Annotated in this window: 20 protein-coding genes, 2 pseudogenes and 1 riboswitch; of the genes and pseudogenes, 8 read left to right on the forward strand and 14 right to left on the reverse strand. The window is 71.7% G+C overall.

From position 1 onward, the window contains the following. Positions 1-435 carry an SRPBCC family protein gene (locus tag AC07GB_RS35610; RefSeq protein WP_478852938.1) on the reverse strand — a complete coding sequence of 145 codons (435 nt, stop codon included), beginning with the start codon at positions 433-435 and terminating at the stop codon, positions 1-3. An 82-nt stretch (positions 436-517) separates the two neighbouring features. Further along, the gene (locus AC07GB_RS35615; RefSeq protein ID WP_478852940.1) at positions 518-1288 is read right to left on the reverse strand and encodes a metallophosphoesterase family protein; all 771 of its coding nucleotides are present in this window, start codon (positions 1286-1288) and stop codon (positions 518-520) included. Positions 1289-1619: 331 nt separating this feature from the next. On the opposite strand from AC07GB_RS35615, the gene AC07GB_RS35620 reads away from it, so the two are divergent. Further along, entirely contained in the window at positions 1620-3416 is a 1797-nt protein-coding gene (locus tag AC07GB_RS35620) for an AMP-dependent synthetase/ligase (protein ID WP_478852942.1), read from the forward strand. A 58-nt stretch (positions 3417-3474) separates the two neighbouring features. On the opposite strand, the gene AC07GB_RS35625 is transcribed toward AC07GB_RS35620, so the two are convergent. Further along, the gene (locus AC07GB_RS35625; protein WP_478852944.1) at positions 3475-4617 is read right to left on the reverse strand and encodes a glycosyltransferase family 4 protein; all 1143 of its coding nucleotides are present in this window, start codon (positions 4615-4617) and stop codon (positions 3475-3477) included. Between the two features lie 128 nt (positions 4618-4745). Here AC07GB_RS35625 and AC07GB_RS35630 point away from each other — a divergent pair, with 128 nt between their 5' ends. After that, on the forward strand, positions 4746-6083 hold the full coding sequence (locus tag AC07GB_RS35630; RefSeq protein WP_478852946.1) for a glycosyltransferase 87 family protein: 1338 nt from the start codon (positions 4746-4748) through the stop codon (positions 6081-6083). Here the strand turns inward: AC07GB_RS35630 and AC07GB_RS35635 are convergent. The 5 genes from AC07GB_RS35635 to AC07GB_RS35655 form a co-directional block, all read right to left on the reverse strand. Next, entirely contained in the window at positions 6040-7239 is a 1200-nt protein-coding gene (locus AC07GB_RS35635) for a hypothetical protein (protein WP_478852948.1), read from the reverse strand. The two genes, AC07GB_RS35630 and AC07GB_RS35635, sit on opposite strands and share 44 nt — an antisense overlap. Positions 7240-7309: 70 nt before the next feature. Further along, positions 7310-8347: a C40 family peptidase gene (locus tag AC07GB_RS35640; protein ID WP_478852950.1), complete on the reverse strand. Its 1038-nt coding sequence runs from the start codon at positions 8345-8347 to the stop codon at positions 7310-7312. A gap of 230 nt (positions 8348-8577) precedes the next feature. Beyond that, positions 8578-9657 (reverse strand): C40 family peptidase, encoded by a 1080-nt coding sequence (locus AC07GB_RS35645; RefSeq protein WP_478852952.1) that lies wholly within the window; start codon positions 9655-9657, stop codon positions 8578-8580. A gap of 214 nt (positions 9658-9871) precedes the next feature. Continuing rightward, a complete protein-coding gene (locus AC07GB_RS35650; RefSeq protein WP_478852953.1) occupies positions 9872-11221 on the reverse strand; it encodes an NYN domain-containing protein in 1350 nt (449 codons plus the stop codon). Between the two features lie 35 nt (positions 11222-11256). After that, positions 11257-11496 carry a hypothetical protein gene (locus tag AC07GB_RS35655; protein WP_478852955.1) on the reverse strand — a complete coding sequence of 80 codons (240 nt, stop codon included), beginning with the start codon at positions 11494-11496 and terminating at the stop codon, positions 11257-11259. 165 nt (positions 11497-11661) lie between these two features. Here AC07GB_RS35655 and AC07GB_RS35660 point away from each other — a divergent pair, with 165 nt between their 5' ends. The 5 genes and pseudogenes from AC07GB_RS35660 to AC07GB_RS35680 form a co-directional block, all read left to right on the forward strand. Then, complete coding sequence (locus AC07GB_RS35660; protein ID WP_478852957.1) at positions 11662-12393, forward strand: rhomboid family intramembrane serine protease; 732 nt, start codon at positions 11662-11664, stop codon at positions 12391-12393. Beyond that, positions 12390-12671, forward strand: coding sequence for an Lrp/AsnC family transcriptional regulator (locus AC07GB_RS35665; RefSeq protein ID WP_055550052.1), 282 nt, complete (start codon positions 12390-12392; stop codon positions 12669-12671). The genes AC07GB_RS35660 and AC07GB_RS35665 overlap by 4 nt, the downstream gene beginning before the upstream one ends. A 78-nt stretch (positions 12672-12749) precedes the next feature. Further along, entirely contained in the window at positions 12750-13097 is a 348-nt protein-coding gene (locus AC07GB_RS35670; RefSeq protein ID WP_478852959.1) for a small secreted hydrophilic protein, read from the forward strand. After that, positions 13006-13413: pseudogene (locus AC07GB_RS35675) on the forward strand (hypothetical protein); the annotation flags it as partial. The gene AC07GB_RS35670 and the pseudogene AC07GB_RS35675, both read left to right, overlap by 92 nt. A 7-nt stretch (positions 13414-13420) precedes the next feature. Continuing rightward, a pseudogene (locus AC07GB_RS35680) lies at positions 13421-13795 on the forward strand (glycerate kinase); the annotation flags it as partial. Here the strand turns inward: AC07GB_RS35680 and AC07GB_RS35685 are convergent. The 6 genes from AC07GB_RS35685 to ctaE all read right to left on the reverse strand — a co-directional run bounded on the left by AC07GB_RS35685 (position 13726) and on the right by ctaE (position 21088). Next, entirely contained in the window at positions 13726-15132 is a 1407-nt protein-coding gene (locus AC07GB_RS35685) for an aminotransferase class V-fold PLP-dependent enzyme (protein WP_478852961.1), read from the reverse strand. The pseudogene AC07GB_RS35680 and the gene AC07GB_RS35685 sit on opposite strands and share 70 nt — an antisense overlap. A gap of 174 nt (positions 15133-15306) precedes the next feature. Continuing rightward, positions 15307-15424: riboswitch (SAM riboswitch) on the reverse strand. Between the two features lie 223 nt (positions 15425-15647). Then, positions 15648-16712 carry an anthranilate phosphoribosyltransferase gene (gene trpD, locus AC07GB_RS35690; protein WP_478852963.1) on the reverse strand — a complete coding sequence of 355 codons (1065 nt, stop codon included), beginning with the start codon at positions 16710-16712 and terminating at the stop codon, positions 15648-15650. A 146-nt stretch (positions 16713-16858) separates the two neighbouring features. After that, on the reverse strand, positions 16859-18511 hold the full coding sequence (qcrB, locus tag AC07GB_RS35695) for a cytochrome bc1 complex cytochrome b subunit (protein WP_478852965.1): 1653 nt from the start codon (positions 18509-18511) through the stop codon (positions 16859-16861). Next, on the reverse strand, positions 18508-19560 hold the full coding sequence (gene qcrA / locus AC07GB_RS35700; RefSeq protein WP_478852967.1) for a cytochrome bc1 complex Rieske iron-sulfur subunit: 1053 nt from the start codon (positions 19558-19560) through the stop codon (positions 18508-18510). Before qcrA ends, qcrB begins: the two co-directional genes overlap by 4 nt. Continuing rightward, complete coding sequence (qcrC, locus tag AC07GB_RS35705) at positions 19557-20366, reverse strand: cytochrome bc1 complex diheme cytochrome c subunit (protein ID WP_138959293.1); 810 nt, start codon at positions 20364-20366, stop codon at positions 19557-19559. The genes qcrA and qcrC overlap by 4 nt, the downstream gene beginning before the upstream one ends. 101 nt (positions 20367-20467) lie before the next feature. Then, positions 20468-21088, reverse strand: coding sequence for an aa3-type cytochrome oxidase subunit III (ctaE, locus tag AC07GB_RS35710; RefSeq protein ID WP_138959294.1), 621 nt, complete (start codon positions 21086-21088; stop codon positions 20468-20470). A 165-nt stretch (positions 21089-21253) separates the two neighbouring features. Between ctaE and AC07GB_RS35715 the strand changes: the two genes are divergently transcribed. Continuing rightward, positions 21254-21655, forward strand: coding sequence for a hypothetical protein (locus AC07GB_RS35715; RefSeq protein WP_478852969.1), 402 nt, complete (start codon positions 21254-21256; stop codon positions 21653-21655). Positions 21656-21664: the final 9 nt, after the last annotated feature.

Raw genomic sequence — 21664 nt, forward strand, 5'->3', positions numbered from 1 at the left:
CTACTTCGTCTCGACGCGCTGCTTCAGGCCCGCAAGGGCGCGGTCGATGATGACCTTCTCCGCCTTGCGCTTGATCATCCCGAGCATGGGGATCTTGACGTCGACGGTGAGCTGGTAGGTGACCTCCGTGCCGGTGCCCGCGGGCTTGAGCAGGTAGGAGCCCTCCAGGGAGCGCAGCATCTGGGACTTGACGAGGGTCCAGGAGACCTCGTTCCCGCCGGTCCAGGTGTAGGCGAGGGTCTGGTCGTCCTTGATCGCGCCCGCGTCCATGACGAGGCGGACCTGCTCGGCGCGGCCCGCGTCGTCCGTGGCGAGGACCTCGGCCTGCTTGACCTCCCCGGTCCATTCCGGATAGCGCGCGAAGTCGGCGATCACGCTCATGACGTCGGCCGGTGCCGCCTCGATCGTGATGCTCGAGCTGGTGTGTTCCGCCATCGCCGTGGCTCCTCCAGATGCGGTCCGGTACGGGCTGGTGTGTCTGCCGCGTGAAGGCTACCTCGGGCGCCGCGGGCGCAGGTCACCACTCCAGGGCCCAGGGCCGCCCGGCGCTCGCGAAGTGTCCGACGTTCACACACTCCGTCGACCCGATCCGCATCCTTTGGACGAGCGGCTGGTGGACGTGGCCGAAGAGGGAGTACCGCGGCCGGGTCCTGCGGATGGCGGCGAGCAGGGCGCGGCTGCCGCGCTCGAAGCGGCGGGCCACGGTGTCGTAGACCAGTTCGGGGACCTCCGGCGGGATGTGCGTGCACAGTACGTCCACCTCGCCCACGGCCTCGATCTTGGCGGCGTACTCCTCGTCGCTGATCTCGAACGGCGTGCGCATGGGGGTGCGCAGGCCGCCGCCGACGAAGCCGAAGACGCGGCCGCCGATCTCCACCCGCTCGCCGTCGAGGACGATGGTGCCGGGCCCGGCGTATTCCGGCCAGAGACGCGGGATGTCGACGTTGCCGTACGTGGCGTACGTCGGGGCGGGAAAGGCCGCGAACAGTTCCGCGTACTGCTTGCGGACCGCGCTCTCCACGGCGGGGCCGCGGTCCACGCCGGCCCACAGGGACGCGCCGAACGCGCGGGCCTCCTCGAAGCGGCGGGCGGTGCGCAGCTCGACCAGGCGGGTGGCGTTCTCGCGGCCGAACAGGTCCGGGAAGATGCCGCGCGTGTGATCCGCGTAGTCGAGGAAGAGCACGAGATCGCCCAGGCAGACGACAGCGTCGGCGCCGTCGCCCGCGCGGGCCAGATCCTTGGCGTTGCCGTGCACGTCACTGACCACATGGACCCGGAAACCTGACATGCCGGTCACCCTAAGCCGCCCGGCGCCAGGCGGGACAGGGCGGGGTGAGGGAGGCGGGCGCGGCGGGGGACCTGCGGTTACTTCCGAGTCAGGAAGTGCGTGGCGTACTGTGCGGTTCAGACCACAACGTCCTGTGACGCACGGAACATCTGGCCCGGCCCCCCTACCGAACCAGCCATACCGGTGGGTAACGTCCGGGCAGTCCAGTAGCGCTCGGCTCCTCGACCGACCCCCCGGAATCCCCCCTCGGCTGAGCGCCTGCCCGACCTTGGACCGCACCGTCGCATCGCACAACGTCGTGGCGTCGGCGCCCTATGTAGGAGCAGCAGTCTTGCGCGAGTTCAGCCTTCCGGCCCTGTACGAGGTCCCCGCGGACGGCAATCTGACCGACATCGTCCGCCGCAACGCCGCGCAGCACCCGGATGTCGCCGTCATCGGACGCAAGGTGAACGGACGTTGGGAGGACGTCTCGGCGACGGCCTTCCTCGCCGAGGTCCGGGCCGCCGCCAAGGGGCTGATCGCGGCGGGCGTCGGACCGGGCGACCGGGTGGGCCTGATGTCCCGCACGCGCTACGAGTGGACGCTGTTCGACTTCGCGATCTGGAGCGCGGGCGCGGTCACCGTGCCGGTGTACGAGACCAGCTCGGCCGAGCAGATCCAGTGGATCCTCGGTGACTCGGGCGCCGTGGCCTGCGTCGTCGAGTCGGACGCGCACGCTGCGGCCGTGGAGTCCGTACGCGACCGGCTTCCGGCCCTCGCGCACCTGTGGCAGATCGACTCCGGCGCCGTCGCCGAGCTGAACCGGACGGGCGCGGAGGTCTCCGAGGAGACCGTGGACGAGCGCAGCGCGGTCGCGGGCGCCGACGACCCGGCGACCATCGTCTACACCTCGGGCACCACCGGTCGCCCCAAGGGCTGTGTCCTCACCCACCGCAGCTTCTTCGCGGAGTGCGGCAACGTGGTGGAGCGGCTCAACCCGCTGTTCCGCACGGGCGAGTGCTCGGTGCTGCTCTTCCTGCCCGTCGCGCACGTCTTCGGCCGTCTGGTGGAGGTGGCCGCGCTGATGGCCCCCATCAAGCTGGGGCACGCCCCCGACATCAAGCACCTCACGGACGAACTGGCCGCCTTCCGGCCGACGTTGATCCTCGGCGTGCCGCGCGTCTTCGAGAAGGTCTACAACGGGGCGCGGGCCAAGGCCCAGGCCGACGGCAAGCTCAAGATCTTCGACAAGGCCGCGGACACGGCGATCGCCTACAGCCGGGCCCTCGACACCCCGGGAGGGCCGTCCCTCGGCCTGCGCCTGAAGCACCGGCTCTTCGACAAGCTCGTCTTCAGCAAGCTGCGGGCCGTCCTCGGTGGGCGCGGCGAGTACGCCATCTCCGGCGGCGCCCCGCTCGGCGAGCGCCTCGGCCACTTCTTCCGCGGCATCGGCTTCACCGTCCTGGAGGGCTACGGCCTCACCGAGTCCTGCGCGGCCACCGCCTTCAACCCCTGGGACCGGCAGAAGATCGGCACGGTCGGACAGCCGCTGCCCGGCTCGGTCGTCCGCATCGCCGACGACGGCGAGGTGCTGCTGCACGGCGAGCACCTGTTCAAGGAGTACTGGAACAACGAGGGCGCCACCGAGGAGGCCCTCGCCGACGGCTGGTTCCACACCGGGGACATCGGCACGCTCGACGAGGACGGGTACCTGCGGATCACCGGCCGCAAGAAGGAGATCATCGTGACGGCGGGCGGCAAGAACGTCGCGCCCGCCGTCATCGAGGACCGCATCCGCGCGCACGCGCTCGTCGCCGAGTGCATGGTCGTCGGGGACGGGCGGCCTTTCGTGGCCGCGCTCGTCACGCTCGACGAGGAGTTCCTCGGCCGCTGGGCGCAGGAGAACGGGAAGCCCGCCGGGGCCACGGCGGCCTCGCTGCGGGAGGACCCCGAGCTGCTCGCCGCGGTCCAGCGGGCCGTGGACGACGGGAACGCGGCGGTGTCCAAGGCGGAGTCCGTGCGCAAGTTCCGGGTCCTGTCCGCGCAGTTCACGGAGGACTCCGGGCACCTGACCCCGTCCCTGAAGCTCAAGCGGAACGTGGTCGCGAAGGACTACGCGGACGAGATCGAGGCGCTGTACCGGGGGTAGCCTGAGCGGCTCGATCGGCGCTCCGCGAGGCCGCAGGCCGATCAGAGCGAAGCCAGGGCTACAGCAGGTCCCGTAGCCGCTCCGCCAGGAGGTCCCAGCGCCAGCGCTCCTCGACCCAGGCGCGGCCCCGCTCCCCCATCCGGCGGCGCAGCTCCGCGTCGCCGAGCAGGGGGAGGATCCGCTCCGCCGCGGCTTCGGGGGAGCCGCCCCTGACGACCCAGCCGGTCTCCCCGTCGAGGACGGCGTCCGGCGCCCCGCCGGAGTCCCCGGCGACGACGGGCAGGCCCGTGGCGGAGGCCTCCAGATAGACGATGCCGAGGCCCTCGACGTCGAGCCCGCCGCGGCGGGTCCTGCACGGCATGGCGAAGACGTCACCGGCGCCGTAGTGCGCGGGCAGCTCGGCCCACGGCACGGCCCCGGTGAACACCACGGAGTCCGCGACCCGCGTCTCGGCGGCGAGCTTGCGCAGCTCCTTCTCGTACGGCCCGCCGCCCACGATCAGGAGCACCGCGTCCGGCTCGGTGGCGAGGATCCGGGGCATGGCGAGGATCAGGGTGTCCTGCCCCTTGCGCGGGACGAGCCGGGACACGCAGACCACCACGGGGCGGTCGGTGAGGCCGAGCCGCGCCCGCACCGCGGCGCCGCCGGAGCCGGGGTGGAAGGTCTTCTCGTCGACGCCGGGCGGGAGTTGGACCATGCGCCCGGCCGCGGCGGGGGTCAGCGCGGCGGCGATGCGCGAGCGCGTGTACTCGCCCAGGTAGGTCATGGTGTCCGTGGACTCCCCGACGCGGCGCAGGAGCTGACGGGACGCGGGCAGCTGGGCCCAGCCCGCCTCGTGCCCGTGCGTCGTCGCCACCAGGCGCCGCGCCCCCGCCTTGCGCAGCGCGGGCCCCATCAGGCCGAGCGGCGCCGCCGCGCCGAACCACACCGACGTACAGCCGTGTTCGCGCAGGAGCGAGACGGCGCGGCGCGTCACGCGGGGCGTGGGCAGCAGCATCGTCGTCCGGTCGCGGACGACCGTGAAGGGCTGCTCGGCGTCGAAGGCGGCGGTGGCGTCGGCGCCCTCGCGGCCGCGCTTCCAGGTGGAGGCGTAGACGACGAGGTCGGCCGGGTCCAGGCGCAGCGCCATGTTGTGCAGGAACGCCTGGATGCCACCGGGCCTGGGCGGGAAGTCGTTCGTGACGATCAGGGTCTTGTGCATCGCGGCTGACAGTACCGGCCGCACGCCCCCGCGCGCCGCACGGCCCCGCCTCACGCGCCCCCGCCCCCCGCCCGGGCATCATGACGCAACGAATGGGGATGAAATACCGGAAATCGGGTGAGGTGCACATGGCGGCCACGAGCACGGACGCGAGCACGGACACTGACACGGTCACGGGCGCGGGCACGGGAACGGGCATGGGCACGGCACCGGCTCCGACTCCGTCACCGGCACCGGCACCGGCCCCGCGGACCGGCGCCCACGAGCTGTGCCTGCTCGCCGTGTGGACCCTGACCAGGGCCGTCCTGCTGCTGTGCGTCTTCCGCGTGATCGTCACTCCGGGACCCGACGTCACCAGCGACGTCACGTTCATCTACCAGGGCTGGTACGAGGTCCTGCGCACCGGCACCTTCCCGCTCGACGACGTCACCTGGCAGTACCCGCCGGCCGCCGCGCTCGCGGTGCTCGGCCCTGGCCTGCTGCCGTTCCTCAGCTACCCCGCCGCGTTCTTCCTGCTCTCGTTCGTGGCGGACGCGGTGGTGACGGGCCTGCTCCTGTACGCGGGCGGGCGCCCGGGCCGCTCGCCGCGCGGGGTGTGGGTGTGGACGGCGGGCGTGGCGCTGCTCGGCCCGACCGCCTACGCCCGCTACGACCTGATGGTGACGGCCCTCGCGGTCACCGCGCTGCTCGCGGGGGCGCGCAGGGCCCGTGCGGCGGGGGTCGTCGCCGGACTCGGCACGCTGGTGAAGGTGTGGCCGGTGTTGGTGCTCGTGGGCATCCCGCGCGGCCGGGCGACGCGCCGCTCCTGGGGCGCGGCGGCGGTCACGGCGGGCACGGTCGCGGTGGTGTTCGCGGCGGCGATGCCGGGAGCGTTCGCCTTCCTCGCCTTCCAGCGCGACCGGGGCACGGAGGTGGAGTCCCTCGGCGCGCTCGTCTTCCACCTGGGGCGCCACCTGGGCTGGGAGGGCACCGTCCAGCTCAACTACGGCTCGGTGGAATTCCTCGGCCCCTACGTCCCCGCGGTGAGCGCGGCGGCGCAGGTCCTCACGGTCGCGGCCCTCGGCTGGCTGCTGCTGTGGCGGGCGCGGGCCCGGGTCTGGTCGGTGACCACGCCCGCGGACGCGGCCTTCGCCGCGGTGCTGCTCTTCACCACGACGAGCCGGGTGATCAGCCCGCAGTACCTGCTGTGGCTGGTCGGCGTCGCGGCGGTGTGCCTGGCGTACCGGGACAGCCGGATGGCCTGGCCCGCCCGGCTCGTGCTCGCCGCCGCGTTCGTGACGTTCCTGGAGTTCCCGGTGTGGTTCTCGCACGTGGTGGCGAGCGACCTGCTCGGCGTGACGCTCCTCGTCGTCCGCAACGGCCTGCTGGTGGCGGCGTCGTTCCTCGCCTGCCGGACGCTGTGGCGGCAGACGGCCGCCGCGGTCAGTCCAGCTCCCGCCGCAGGTAGTCCCGCCAGCGCGCGGTGAAATCCTCGAAGCCGATGTCCAGGACGTCCCGCAGCTCCTCCGCCACCGCGCCCGCGCGCTCGTCGTGGGCGCCGACGGCCGCGTAGAACTCCACGAGCTTCCGCTCGCCCCACTCCTGCGCGATCATCCGGGCGGCCAGCCACGACCCCTCGTACGCCCGCGAGAGGCGGCTCGCGTCGCCGCTGAAGCCGAAGTCGGCGTCCTCGGGCAGCGCGGCGGGCAGCGAGCCGTCCACGACCGCGCGGCGCAGCTCCGGGGCGGCCTGCCGGGGGTCGCGGCCCGTCCCCCGGTAGCCGACCCAGTCCGCGAAGCCCTCGGAGAGCCACAGCGGGGTGGCCCGCGAGGTGTCGGCGCGGGTGGCGACGTGCGTGGCCTCGTGCGTGAGGACGACCTGCTTGCCGAGGTCGCCGAGGACCCCGTACGCGTCGGGGTTGATGATGATCCGGTCGGCGGGCGCCGCGCCCGAGCCGCCCGTCTCGCCCGTGGTCACCGCGGCGATGCCCTGGTAGCCGGACGCGGGCGCGCCGAGCAGGTCGGCCATGCCGTCCAGGGACCTCGGGACGAGCACCACGACCCGGCCCGCCCACGGGCGCGGCCAGGCGGCGCTCACGTCCGGCACCGCCTCGTCGGCCAGGCGCGCGTACCGCCTGAGGTCCGCGCGCTCCCTGCCGACGCCGAGGACGAGGCTGTGTGTGCCGCGCACGGATTCCACGCGGCCCTGGTCCCAGAGCTGCTCGGCGGCCTTGCGCGCGGGCCGCTCGGAGCCGACGGACCAGCGGCCGTCGCGCTGCCGCAGCACCAGCGTGCGGTCGACGCCGAGCGGCGCGCGGTCGTAGCCCGCGACGCGGTAGCGCAGTTCGGCGGTGACGGTGGCGCGGGACCCGTCGCGGTCGAAGTCCTTGAGGCGGTACGACCACGACCTCAGCGGCAGCTCACGGACGTTGTCGTACGCGGTGGCCGGGCCGCCCGTGGCCCGGTAGGCCCGCTCGTCGCGGTCGAGCACCGCGGCGGCCCGCCGGTCGAGGAGCCGCCGCACCTCGTCGGGCACGGCGTCCGCCGACTCGGGGCCGCCGCAGCCCGCGAGCGCGAGGGGGGCGAGCACCGCGAGACACAGTCCCGCCGCCCCCGCTCCACGCCCACGCCGTCGACCAGCCACGTTGTCGATCGTACGGGGGCGGGGCGCGGTGCCCCCCGCCGACGGCCGCCCACCCGCACAATCGCGTCACTCAGACCCGGGTCACGGACGACACCGGCATCATCCCCACCGGGTCGTAGCGCACCGCGGCGCCCGGGTAGGGCGCGTGCACGACCTGGCCGTTGCCGACGTACATGCCGACGTGGCTGGCGTCGTCGCGGTAGGTGACGAGGTCGCCGGGCTGCGCCTGGGAGAGCGGGACCTGCTTCCCCGCGTACCGCTGCGCCTGCGAGGTGCGCGGCAGACCGACGCCCGCCTGCGCGTACGACCACTGCGTGAGGCCCGAACAGTCGAATCCCGAGGGGCCGTTGGCGCCCCACACGTAGGGCTTGCCGACCGCCGAGCGGGCCGCGGCGATGGCGGCGGCCGCGCGTGAGGACGCAGGCGCTCCGGCGGTGGTGAGGTCCGGGCGGGACTCGCCGCCGTCCGCCGAGCGCGAGGACCTGTCGTACTCCTCGCGCTGGGCCGCCGAGAGGGAGTTGAGCAGCCGCCGGGCCTTGGCCAGTTTGTCCTCCACGGAGCGCTTGTGGAGGGCGACGGTCTTGCGGCTCTTCTCCAGTTCGGCCAGTTTGCGTCCCGCCTCGGTGCGTTCCTGGGCGAGGGCGCGCTGGGCGCGCTGGAGCTTGGTGAGGTGCCCGGTCTGCCGGGCGCTGATGCGGTCGAGGGCCGAGGCCTTGTCCAGGTAGGCGTCCGGGTCGGAGGAGAGCATGAGGGCGAGCGAGGGGTCGATGCCGCCCGAGCGGTACTGGGCCTCGGCGAGCGTGCCGATGGTGCCGCGCATCTCGTTGATGCGCTCCTGGCCGCGGGCGACCTTGTCCTTGGACCGCTCGACCTGGCGGCGCAGCGTGTCCGCGCGCTCGTCCGCCTTGTTGTACGCCTCCGTCGCCTGCTCGGCCTGTTCGTAGAGCCGGTCCACCTTGGCCTTTGTCGCGGCCGGTGTGTCGGCGGGGGCGGCGCCGGCGGGCACCGCGAGGGCCGCGGCCGCGGTGGCGGCGGACAGCACGGTGACGGTGGCGGCGCGTGCGCTCCGGTCGAGACCGGTGACTGCGGGACGGCGATGGGACCCCACGGGTAGCCGCTCTCCCTTCCGCTGGAGGGACCCCCGCGGACGCGGGAGCCGTGCCCCGGTTGTCGGGGAACGCGCGCGACAGTAGCCGCGTGATCAGGTCGCGGCCAAAGACCCTCGGCGCCTACGCACGGTGACGCCCCGCCTCTGACGCAGGTCATCGGCGGGGCGCGGGGTCACTGGAAGGTGGCGGAATTCGCCCGATTGGGCGGTGCCTCAGCGGCGGGTCCGGGTCAGATGCGGACGCCGAACTGGAACGGCATGTTGTTGATCGACTCGTAGCGCACCACGGCACCGGTGCGCGGGGCGTGCAGCACCTGGCCGTTGCCCGCGTAGAAGCCGACGTGGTGCAGGTCGCCGTAGAAGATGACCAGGTCGCCGACCTTGAGGTCGCTCTGCGACGAGATGCGCGTACCGGCGTTGGCCTGGGCCTGCGAGGTCCGGGGTATGGAGACGTCGGCCTGGGCGTAGGCCCAGGAGGTCAGGCCGGAGCAGTCGAAGGAGCTGGGGCCCGAGGCGCCGTAGACGTACGGCGAGCCGATCTTGCTCTGCGCCGCGGCGTACGCGGCCATGGTGCGGCTGGAGCCCTTGACCCCGCCCTTGGGGGCGTCCGTCTTGGGGGCGTCCGCCTTGGAAGCGCCTGCGGCGTCCGCGGCCTTGCGCTCGGCCGCGCGGCTCGCGCGGTCCTCCTTGGCCTTGAGGTCGGCGCGCTCCTTGGCGGACAGCGTGTTGAGGAGGCGCTGCGCCTCGCCGAGCTTGCCCTGGACCTCGCGCTTCTTCTTGCCCAGCTCCTCGCGCGTGGTGGCGAGGTCGGCGAGCTTGTCGGAGGCCTCCTTGCGCTGCTGCGCGAGGGTGCGCTGCTTCGCCTGGATCTTCTTGAGGGCCTCGGCCTGCTTGGTGCTGAGCTGGTCGAGCGCGGAGGCCTTGTCCAGGTAGCTGTCCGGGTCCGAGGAGAGGAACAGCTGGAGGGAGGGGTCGATGCCGCCGGAGCGGTACTGGGCGCTCGCGAGCGAACCGAGGCCGCCGCGCATGTCGTTGAGGTCGTCCTGGCCGCGGGCGACCTTGTCCTGGAGGCGGTCGACCTGCTTCTCAAGCCGCTGCTGCTTCTCCTTGGCGCCGTTGAACTTCTCGGTCGCCTTCTCCGCCTCTTCGTAGAGCTTGTCGACCTTGGACTTCACCTCGTCCTTGCTCGGCTTCTCGCTCGGTGCGGCGTTGGCTGCCTGCGAGGTGAGTGCCACGGCCGCCGCTGCGGTCGCGGTGAGCACGGTCACGCGGGCACGGCCCGGCTGCTTGAGGCGGCGGTGGGAAGCCACGAAGGCGGCTCCTTCGATGAGTGATCAACAGAGCGGAGGTCTGGCCGCGACCCTAGTGACCCCGTTGTGATCAGATCAAATCCTGACCGCGAAAAATTCGGTCAACGAGCGTTTTCTTTACAGTTGATCGACGGACCGTAGCGGTCAGTTGACGTTCCGTCGCATACGACAGCGGTCCAATTCAGGCATAGGGAACGTCAGTTACGGATCCCGGCTAGCCGCGCGTAAGCCGCTTCAGGAGCACCGCGGACGCCACGGGCCGCGCGCCCGCCTTGGCGATGCCGTCGGCCACCTCGCGGTCGGTCGAGGCGACGATCACCGGCCGCCCCGGCGGCTCGGCGCGCACGAGCTGGCGGATCAGCTCGTCCGCCGTGACACCCGGCTTCGAGAAGAGCACGCGCACCCCGCGCGGCGGCGCGAGCAGCACCGGCGCGGCCAGTTCGGCGCCGTCGAAGACGCAGGTGACCTCGGCCCCGGTCTGGAGCGCGAGCTGCGAGAGCGAGCCGAGCAGACGGAGGCGCTGCTTCTCCAGGGGCATCGTGGGATAGCCGGTCTTGGTGACGTTGTAGCCGTCGACGACCAGGTGCGCCTGCGGCAGCGCGAGCAGCTGGTCCAGGATCGCCGGGTCGTTCTCGGACAGGGCGCGGGCCGCGATGTCCTTGGGCGTCATCCGGCCGGGCTCGACGGCGTCCACGGTCTCGGCGGGGCGCACCGACACCGGCGGCAGCGCGAGTTCGCGGCGCAGTCCCTGGGCCGCGTCGAGCACCGTGTCGAGCAGCAGGCGCACCCGCATGTCCTCGACGCTGCGGCCCTCGCGCGCGGCCCTGCGGGCGGCCTCCAGGGCCGCCTCCGCCTCGGCGAGGCGGGACTTCAGGCGCCGGGTCTCGCTGTCGGCGGCAGACAGCTGCGCCTGGTCCTCGGCGCGCGCGGCCTCGGCGTCGGCGGCGGCCTTGCGCAGGGCCGCCTCGCCGCGCTTGACGTCGCTGAGTGCCCCGCGCAGCTTGCGGTGCATCGATTCGGCTTCCTTCTTCGCCGCGTCGAGCTCCGCGCGCAGGCGCTCGGTCTCGGCCTTGGTGTGGGCGCGGGCCGCGGCCAGCTCCCCGCGCAGCCGCTCCAGCTCGGCCCGGGTCTCCTCGTCGGCGCGCTCGGCGTCCGCCCGCTGGGCCTCCTCGCCCGCCGCGGTGACGAGCTTCACCCAGCCGGTGGGGCGCAGCACATAGGCGGCGGCCGCCACGTCCAGCGGGTCGGCGGCGGGCGGCGGCGTGCCCGCGTCCAGGGCGGCGGTCAGCTCGGGCTGGGCCTCACGGAGGCGTTCGCCGATGCGCTGGCGGAAGACCGGGTCGCCCTCCAGGGCCGTGGCCATGGCGTTGCCCGCGAACTTCACGCGTCTGGTGGGCGTGAAGCGCGCGTACTGCCGCAGCTGCGGCGGCAGTTCGGCCACCGTGAGGCCGCCGAAGCCGTCCGACACGATCTGCACGACCGCCCGCCGCACGCCGTCGGGCAGCGGACGGTCGAGCACCTCGGCGGCGCCGTCCTCCGGCGCTTCGCCCGCGCTCTCCACCATCGGTCACCCCACTAGCTGTGCGGGGCCCGCTCCCGTCAGGAGCCGGCCCCGGGCCTGTCCACGAGTTCCACCTGGTCCACCGCGTTGCACCAGCGGCAGCGGACCGACTCGATGGTCTCACTGACCACCTCGCGTTCCTCGACAGTCGGCTCTCCGGCCAGGTCGAGGTGCACATATTCGACGACCTTCGACGAGCGGGTCACGTCGAACCGCGTGAGGTTGCCACAGAGCGTGCAGCGCCATCGGGTGGTGTCGGTCGGCAGGGGAACCGTCATCGTGACGTTCGCTTTCCTTCGGGAGGCCGTGATGCGTATTTCCCGTAACCCTAAGGCCTGCGTAAGGACCACCGTGCGCACCCCGGGAGGGTGCCCGTCCCGCACACGGGGCCGCCCGGGCGAGGCGGTCTGTACCGTTTGGCTCGGTTACGCCATGCTCTGCGCATGATCAACACATGGGGCGTGGCGACCGTCCGCGCGCTCAGGCATCCGACCGCCCCGGTGACGTACGCGCTGATCGCCGTCTGCTGCGTGGTCTTCGTCCTGTCCCCGCTGTCCGGGCTCAACCCCTCGTACGGCACCGGCGACCGGCTCATCGCCGCTCAGCAGGCCTACTTCGAACGCTGGGGGGTGGTACCCGTCGAACTCCTCAGCGGCAAGCCCCGCGCCGCTCTCACCCCCCTGACGGCGCTCTTCGTGCACGGCAGCTGGCTGCACCTCCTGGGCAACATGCTGTTCTTGTACGTGTTCGGCGTGATGGTCGAGGAACGCATGGGGCACCTCCAGTACGCGCTCTTCACCGTGGGCTGCGGCTGTCTCGCCCTGTTCGGCTACGCCGTCGCGCACGCCGGGTCCGCCCAGACGCTGGTCGGGGCCTCCGGGGCGATCTCCGCCGTGCTCGGCGCCTTTCTCTATCTCTTCCCGAAGGCGCGCGTCACCAGCCTCTTCCCGTTCCTGTTCTTCCTGCCACTCCGGTTCCCCGCCTGGGTGGTGCTGCCGTTCTGGGTGGCGCTCCAGTGGGTGGCGGCGGGGCAGCAACGGCAGGGGCCCGGCGTGGCCTATCTGGCGCACCTCGTGGGCTTTTCGCTCGGATTTGTCTACGCCTGGGTGCGCTATCGGCGGGCGGATAGAGTGAAAGCCTCAGGACCGGCCACCGAGGGAGACAGCCAGCCGTGATCACCGCGATCGTGCTCATCAAGACCAGCGTGGACCGGATCCCGGAGATCGCCGAGTCGATCGCCGCTCTCGACTGCGTCAGCGAGGTCTTCTCCGTGACGGGCACGTACGACCTGATCGCCATGGTCCGGGTGGCCCGTCACGACGACCTGGCGGACGTCATCCCCGGCCGGATCAGCAAGATCCCGGGCGTCGAGGGGACGGACACGCACGTCGCGTTCCGCACGTACTCGCAGCACGACCTGGAGGCCGCGTTCGCGATCGGCCTCGACTCCTAGCGGCGGGCCGCCGCGGATGAGGGTTTCTTCATCCCCGGCTCATCCGGATGCCCCGGTACGCCCCGCACGCTCGCTGCCATGGTCTTCTCCTACCGCATGGCAGCCCTCGCGGCCGTCGTGGCGATCCCCCTCGGCATCGCCGCGACCAGCTACGCCCTGACGGACTCCCCCGCCGAGCCGAAGGTCCCGCCCAAGGTGGAGCTGGAGAGCGGCTCCCCTTCGGACACGGCGACCGAGCCGGAGCCCACCCCGAGCGACCAGGTCGTCGACCGGCCTCCGGTCGGCGAAAGCACCGAGGGGAGCGGGAACGGCAAGGGCAGCACGAGGGGCACGGATGACGATGACGACGACCGGGGCTCCGGATCCGGCGGGCCCGGGCGACCGGGAGACGACAGCGACGACGACGGGCCGGGCGACGACGGCTGACCCGCGTGCCTCCCCCGACCCGAGTGACCCGCGCGACGCGCATGAGCCCGTCGGCTCCCCCTCCCGGGACGGCGACTCCCGCGGGCCCGCGCGCCGCCGCATCTCGGTGCGCGTCCGCATCCTGCTGTGGCTGCTCGTGGTGATGGCGGTCGCGTTCGCCGCGGTCGCCGCGACCATCCGCTCGATCCTGCTGCGCGACGTCGACCACCGGGTGAGCCGGCTGCTCACCCAGGAGACCGGGGAGTTCACCCACTTCGTGGACCGGGGCGTCGACCCCGTGACCGGGGAGCGCTTCACCGACCCGCGCCGCCCCCTGGAGGCACGCGCGCCCGGCCCGCGCCGATCTCGTCGTCACCGCCGAGGGCGCCATCGACCGGCAGACGCCGCGCGGCAAGGTCCCGGCCGAAGTGGCCCGCCGCGCCAAGCGGTTCGGCCGCCCGGTGCTCGCCCTCGCGGGCACCATCGGCGACGGGGCGCACCTGGTGCGGGCGGCGGGCGTGGACGCCTACAGCGCGATCCTGCCCGCCCCCGTCACGCTCACGGAGGCGCTCGGCCGGGGCGGCGAGTTCCTCACCGACGCCACCGAACGGGCCGTGCGGATGATCCTGCTCGGCTCCCGCCTGCCGGATCAGGCAGCCGTGGCCGCGGCGGCCGCGCTGTCGGACGCGGGCACGCAGCGCCCGTCCTCGGTGCGGTAGCTCCACCGCGCGCCGTCGCTGACCAGCTCCTTGACGGCCCGTACGAACCGCTCGACGTGCTCGTCCGGGGTGCCCGCGCCGAAGCTCACGCGGATCGCGTTCAGCGACCGCTCGCCGGGCGCGGCCTCCGGGGCGCCGCACTCGCCGGGCTCGTCGGGCGCGCTGCCGAGGAGGGTGCGCACCAGCGGGTGCGCGCAGAACAGTCCGTCGCGTACGCCGATGCCGTACTCGGCGGACAGCGCGGCGGCGAAGTGCGAGCTGTTCCAGCCGGCGACCACGAAGGAGATGACCCCGACGCGAGGCGCGTCGTCCCCGAACAGCGAGAGCACCCGCACCTCGGGCACCTCGGCGAGCCCCGCGCGCACCTTCCGGATGAGCTGCCGCTCCCGCGCGACAAGGGAGTCGAACCCGGCCTCGGTCAGGGCCTTGCAGGCGGCGGCGATGGAGTAGGCGCCGATGACGTTCGGCGAGCCGGCCTCGTGCCGGGCGGCCGTGTCGTGCCACTCGACGTCCACTCCCCCGTCGGCGCGCCGCGTCACCGTGCGCGAGGCGCCGCCGCCGGCGAGGTAGGGCTCGGCGGCGCCCAGCCAGTCGGCCCGCCCGGCGAGCACCCCCGAGCCGAAGGGCGCGTACAGCTTGTGCCCGGAGAAGGCGACCCAGTCGACGTCCAACTCCGCGATGTCCAGCGGGTGGTGGGGCGCGAGCTGCGCGGCGTCCAGGACGATGCGGGCGCCGTGCGCGTGCGCGGCGGCGGCCAGCTCCCGCACCGGCCACAGCTCGCCGGTGACGTTCGAGGCGCCCGTCACGCACACCAGGGCGGGCCCGTAGGGGTCCCGGTCGGCGAGCGCGCTCTCCAGGGTCCGCACCGCCTCGCCGGGCGTACGGGGGGCGTTCAGGTACGTGACGCGGGCGTCGCGCCAGGGCAGCAGCGAGGCGTGGTGCTCGGTCTCGAAGACGAAGACCTGGCAGCCGGCGGGGAGGGCGGCGGCGAGCAGGTTCAGCGAGTCGGTGGTGGACCGGGTGAAGACCACCTGGTCGCCCTCCCGGCAGCCGAGGAACTCGGCGACCGTCCTGCGGGAGTTCTCGAACAGGTCGGTCGAGAGCTGCGACAGGTACCCGGCGCCGCGGTGCACGCTGCCGTAGTACGGGGCGTACGCGGCCACGTCGTCCCACACCCGCTGGAGCGCGGGGGCGCTGGCCGCGTAGTCGAGCGCCGCGTACGTCACCTCGCCGCCGGTGACGAGGGGCACGGTGACGTCGCGGCCGAGCACCGGCAGCGGCTCGGCGCAGCAGGGGTCGGCGGAGTCGGTGGGGGTGACAGCGGTGGAGGCAGACATGGCGAACTCCCGTAAGAGGCAGGCGGGATCACTGTGCGGACATCGGTCGACGCGACCGGTCAACGGCACAGGAGAAGGGAAAAAGGGGTACGGAGAACGGGGCCTTCGGCCCTATCACATTCGCTGGCTCACGAGACTGCTCCCTCGACGACCAGGACCCCTGGTGACGCGAGGGGTCCGCGCTTGCGGTGAACCTTGCTGTTCACCGCCTGGTCTTCACCCGGGGCACCCCGCCACGGACGGAGGGTTGCCGGACAGCGGGCCGGGGCCGTAGTCGCTGTCACTCATGACCTGTCCAGCATCTTGCCACACGATCTTGCGAGCGCAACACCCGTCCACGATCCGGACCGGCGGGCCCCGTCAACCGGGCCGGGCTGCTGCGCCCCAAAGGGGCGCGGGGAACTGCGCGCTCAGCGCGCGAAAAGCCGCAGACGCGTCTGCTGAGATCCCGGCAGACGCGTCTGCGGCTTTGTGGGGGGGGCTGGTCGCGCAGTTCCCCGCGCCCCTTACGGGGCTCAGGCGTTGCTGGCGGCCACCCAGCGCGCCAGCGCCGCCTTCGCCGCGCCGGAGTCGATGGACTCGGCCGCCTTCGCCATGCCCGCGCGGAGCTGCTCCGCAAGCGGGCCCGCGCCCGGCTCCAGGGCGACCAGGGCCGCCGCGGCGTTCAGCAGCACCGCGTCCCGCACGGGGCCCGTCTCGCCGTCCAGGAGCCGCCGCGCGACCTCCGCGTTGTAGGAGGCGTCGGCACCCCGGAGGGCCTCGACGGGCACCAGGTCGACGCCGACGTCACGCGGGTCGAAGGCCTCCTCGCGGACGCCGCCGTCGCGGACCACCCACACCCGGGACGTGGCCGTGGTGGTCAGCTCGTCCAGGCCGTCGTCGCCGCGGAAGACGAGCGCGGAGGAGCCGCGCTCGGCGAGGACGCCCGCGAGGATCGGTGCCATCCGCGCGTCCGCGACACCGGTGGCCTGGGCCCGGACCTTCGCCGGGTTGGTCAGCGGGCCGAGGAAGTTGAACGTGGTGCGGATGCCCAGCTCGCGGCGCGCGGGCGCCACGTGCCGCAGCGCCGGGTGGAACTTCACCGCGAAGCAGAAGGTGATCCCGGCCTCGTCCGCGACCTCGCGCACCCGCTGCGGCGTCAGCTCCAGGTTGACGCCGAGCTTCTCCAGGACGTCGGAGGCGCCGGACGCGCTGGAGGCCGCGCGGTTGCCGTGCTTGACGACCTTCGCGCCGGCCCCGGCGACGACGATCGCGGACATGGTGGAGATGTTGACGGTCTTCGCGCCGTCGCCGCCGGTGCCGACGATGTCGACGCTCGGCCCGGGCACGTCGATGACGTGCGCGTGCTCGTACATGGCGCGGACGAGACCGGAGATCTCCTCGACGGTCTCCCCCTTGGCGCGCAGCGCGACGGCGAAGCCCGCGATCTGCGCGTCGGTCGCCTCGCCGCGCATGATGCGGTTCATCGCCCAGGCCGTGTCGTCGGCGCTCTGGTCGCGGCCGTCAAGGAGGCCGTTCAGCACGTCGGGCCAGGAACGGGCCGCCGCGGTGTCGCCTCCTGCGGTGGTCACAGCGCTCATGGCCGCTCCTGAGTTCATCGAGGGAATCGTCCCCACCTCTGGGGGTTGGCCCCACCCTATCCAGCGGATGGACGGCGAAGAGCCCCGTCCATGTGCTGGACGGGGCTCTTGCCGTGGCGACCTGTAACGGTCCTGGACCTGAGGGGTCAGTGGTGGCCGTGGCCGCTCGTGATCTCCTTGTACTCGTCGACCGTCGGCTTCGGGATCTGGCCGTCCTCGCCGTACATGCCCTTGGACAGCTTCGCCCGCAGCTTCTGCGAGCCCGTCACCTTGCGCTTGACGCCGTTCTCGTCGACCGTCGGGCCGATCTCGAGCGGCTTGTACTGCTCGTGCGCGGTGAGGGTGTGCAGCTGGTCCTGGTCGAGCGGCTCGTGCACCTCGATGAACTCACCGTGCGGCAGGCGCTTGATGATGCCGGACTCGCGCCCGTGCAGCACCTTGTCCTTGTCGCGGCGCTGGAGGCCCAGGCAGATCCGCTTGGTGACCACGAACGCGATGACCGGTCCGAGGAAGAAGAAGATCCGGACGAACCAGGTGATGGAGTTGATCGACAGGTGGAAGTGCGTGGCCCACAGGTCGTTTCCACCACCGACCAGCATGACCATGTACGCGGTGATCCAGGCGACACCGAACGCGGTCCGCGTCGGGGCGTTGCGCGGGCGGTCCAGGATGTGGTGCTCGCGCTTGTCGCCGGTGACCCAGGACTCGATGAACGGGTAGACGGCGATGGCCGCGAGGACCAGCGGGAAGATGACCAGCGGGATGAACACGCCCAGGACGAGCGTGTGGCCCCAGAGGTTGATCTCCCAGCCCGGCATGACACGGATCAGGCCCTCGGCGAAGCCCATGTACCAGTCGGGCTGGGCGCCGGTGGACACCTGGTCCGGGCGGTACGGGCCGATGGCCCAGATCGGGTTGATCGAGGCGATCGCCGCGATGGCCGCGATGACACCGAAGACCAGGAAGAAGAAGCCTCCGGCCTTGGCCATGTAGACCGGGAGCAGCGGCATGCCGACGACGTTCTTGTTGGTCTTGCCGGGGCCCGCGAACTGCGTGTGCTTGTGGTAGAAGACCAGGATCAGGTGCGCCACCACGAGACCGAGCATGATGCCCGGCAGCAGCAGGATGTGCACCGAGTAGAACCGCGCGACGAAGTCGCCGCCGGGGAACTCCCCGCCGAACAGGAACATCGACAGGTACGTGCCCACGATCGGCACCGACAGGACCGCGCCCTGCATGAAGCGGACACCGGTGCCGGAGAGCAGGTCGTCGGGCAGCGAGTAACCGGTGAAGCCGGTGAACATGCCGAGGACGAACAGCAGGAAGCCGAACAGCCAGTTGACCTCACGCGGCTTGCGGAACGCACCGGTGAAGAACACGCGCATCATGTGCACGAACATGCCGGCGAGGAAGATCAGCGCCGCCCAGTGGTGGATCTGCCGGATCAGCAGACCACCGCGCACATCGAAGGAGATGTGCATGGTCGAGTTGAACGCCTCGGACATCAGCTGGCCCTGCAGGGGCACGTAGCTGCCGTGGTACTCCACCTCGTTCATCGACGGGTGGAAGAACAGCGTCAGGTACACACCCGTGAGGATGATGATGATGAAGCTGTAGAGGCAGATCTCACCGAGCATGAAGGACCAGTGGTCCGGGAAGATCTTGCGCATGTTGGCCTTGGCCAGGGAGTAGATCCCAAGCCGGCCGTCGGCCCAGTCCGCGACCCGCTCGCCGGCGGGCGCTTTCTTGCGTGAGTCCGTCGACGGGGCCGCCGTCGCCGTGGTGTTCTCGGTGCTCATCCGCGCTCCCAGAAGGCAGGACCGACGGGCTCTTCGAAGTCGCCGTGCGCCTCGAGGTAGCCCTCCTCGTTCACACCGATCTTCAGCTGCGGAAGGGCGTGACCGGCGGGGCCGAAGATGACTCGGGCGCCGTCGGAGAGGTCGAAGGTGGACTGGTGGCACGGGCAGAGGACGTGGTGCGTCTGCTGCTCGTACAGGGAGATCGGGCAGCCCACGTGGGTGCAGATCTTGGAGTACGCGACGATGCCCTCGTGCGACCACGCCAGCTCGCGCTTGTCCTTGATGTCGGCCGGCTGGAGCCGGACGATCATCAGGGCGGCCTTGGCGATCTGGGTCTGGAAGTCGTGGTCGTGCTCCTCGAGGCCCTCCGGCTTGGCGAAGGTGAGCGAGCCGACGGCGACGTCGGACGGGCGCAGCGGCTCGTTCGTGTTCATGTTCACGAGCAGCTTGCCCTTGGACCACAGGGTGTGCCGCAGCTTGTCCTCCGGCAGCGGACCGAGGTCACGCAGCAGGACGACGCCGGACAGCGGGACCAGGGTCAGCGCGCCGAACATGGTGTTGCGGATCAGCTTGCGCCGGCCGAGCTGGGACTCCTTGGCACCGGCCGCGAAGTCCGCCATGACCTTGGCCTTGACCTCGGGCTCGGCCTCGATCGCGTGCCGGTCGTCGGCGACCTCGACGTCGGACATCAGGGTGCGGGCCCAGTGGACCGCGCCCGCGCCGATGCAGAACAGCGCCACGCCGAGGGTCATGCCGAGCGCGAAGTTCAGCGCGCTGATGTGCCCGATCGGCCAGAGGTAGACGCTCTTCTCGGCCGGGAACGCCACGTACGAGGCGATGAAGCCGACGGTCGCCAGCATCGAGATCGTGAAGAGCATCGCGACCGTGCGCTCGGAGCGCCGGGCGGCCTTCTCGTCGATGTCCTGGACGCGGTGCTCGTGCGGCGGCAGGCCCGGGTCCGCGAAGGGGTCCTCGGCGACGGCCACCGCGCCGTGCGCGGACTCCTGCTCGCTGGGCAGGTTCTCTTCTGGGGTTTCTTGGCTACTCATGACTTCTTGGCCTTTGCGGTCCGGGCGGCGACCCACACGGCGACCGCGATCAGCGCGCCGAGGCCGAAGATCCAGGCGAACAGGCCCTCACTGACCGGTCCGAGACCGCCCAGCTTGAGACCGCCGGGGCTCTCGGTCTTCTCGCTGTTGACCGCGTCGATGTACGCGATGATTTCCTTCTTGTTCTTCTCCGGCATGGTCGTGTCGGGGAAGGAAGGCATGTTCTGCGGGCCGGTCTGCATGGCCTCGTAGATGTGCTTCTTGCTGACGCCTTCGAGGCTCGGCGCGAACTTGCCGTGGGTCAGCGCGCCACCCTCACCGGTGAAGTTGTGGCACTGGGCACAGTTGGTGCGGAACAGCTCGCCGCCCTTGGCGATGTCGGCGCCCTTCGGGTCGACCTGCTTCTCGGTCGGGACGGAGGGGCCGGCGCCCAGCGAGGCCACGTACGCGGCCAGCTGGTCGATCTGGGCCTGGCTGTAGATGACCTTCTTCTTCGGCGCCTGGGCGCCCTGCTGCTGGAGCGGCATGCGACCGGTGCCGACCTGGAAGTCGACAGCGGCGGCGCCGACGCCGACCAGGCTCGGGCCGTCGGACGAGCCCTGACCGCCGGTTCCGTGGCAGCTGGAGCAGCCCACGGCATAGAGCTTCTTGCCCTCGTCGATGGCGAGGGACTGAGCGGTTTCGTCGGCCTGCGCCTTGTCCGCCGGCGCGAACGCGGCGTACAGCCCCCCGGTGGCCGCCAGCGCGAGGAGTAGGACGACGACCGCCGCCAGCGGATGGCGTCGTCGTGCGGAGAGCTTTTTCACGGATTACCCCGGTGTCAGGATCTTCTGCGTCGATGCTTCTGGAATGTGTCGGTACGTCGGGCTCGATCGGCGGCGCGGAGCCGCCGTGATCCCGGCGCCGACTACTTGATCATGTAGATCGTGGCGAAGAGGCCGATCCAGACGACATCGACGAAGTGCCAGTAGTAGGACACGACGATGGCGGCGGTCGCCTGCTCGTGGGTGAACCTCCTGGCCGCGTACGTACGGCCGAGGACCAGCAGGAAGGCGATGAGGCCGCCCGTCACATGCAGTCCGTGGAAGCCGGTGGTCAGGTAGAAGACCGAGCCGTACGGGTCGGACGAGAGCGAAAGGCCCTCGTGCTTGACCAGCTCGGTGTACTCGAAGACCTGGCCACCGATAAAGATCGCACCCATGATGAAGGTGACGATGAACCACATCCGGAGCTTCTTCACGTCACCGCGCTCGGCGGCGAACACGCCGAGCTGACAGGTGAGGGAGGAAAGCACCAGGATCGTGGTGTTGGTCGCCGAGAACGGGAAGTTCAGGGCATCGGCCATTTCCTTCCAGTGGTCGGGACCGGTCACCGATCGCAGGGTGAAGTACATCGCGAAGAGGGCCGCGAAGAACATCAGCTCGGAACTCAGCCAGATGATGGTTCCGACGCTGGTGAGGTTCGGTCGATTGACCGGCGGGTGCGCGTGCCCGGTGTCTACTGTCGTTGCTGTCGCCACGACCGACATTATGTCGGTCGCTTATCCCGCCCTCACCCCGGGGGGTGCCGTTCGGAGTGTCTGCGGCCTGTGTCCTGCCCGGATGGCCCATCGCGGCACTGTCCGAACCGGTGTTGACGGGGTGTCGGGAGGAGTAGCATCCGCGCGGAGATCCCTCGACGACGCGGAGGAACCATGCAGCCGACCGCCACGGTGTTGATCTACAGCGACGACGCGAACACACGCGAACAGGTCCGCCTCGCGGCCGGGCGCAGGCCCGCCGCCGACGTTCCGGAGGTCCGCTTCATCGAGTGCGCGACGCTGCCCGCGGTCCTCAAGGAGCTGGACCACGGCGGCATCGACGTGTGCGTGCTCGACGGCGAGGCCGTGCCCGCGGGGGGCATGGGCGTCTGCCGCCAGATCAAGGACGAGGTCTTCCAGGCCCCGCCCGTGCTGCTGCTCATGGGGCGGCCGCAGGACGCCTGGCTGGCCACCTGGAGCCGCGCGGAGGCGGCGGTGACCCTGCCGGTCGAGCCGGTGGAGTTCGCCGCCGCCCTGGCCTCCCTGCTGCGCTCCAGGGCGGCCCTGAGCGCCTAGGGCCCTGCC

Source organism: Streptomyces sp. NPDC045778, assembly GCF_056431945.1.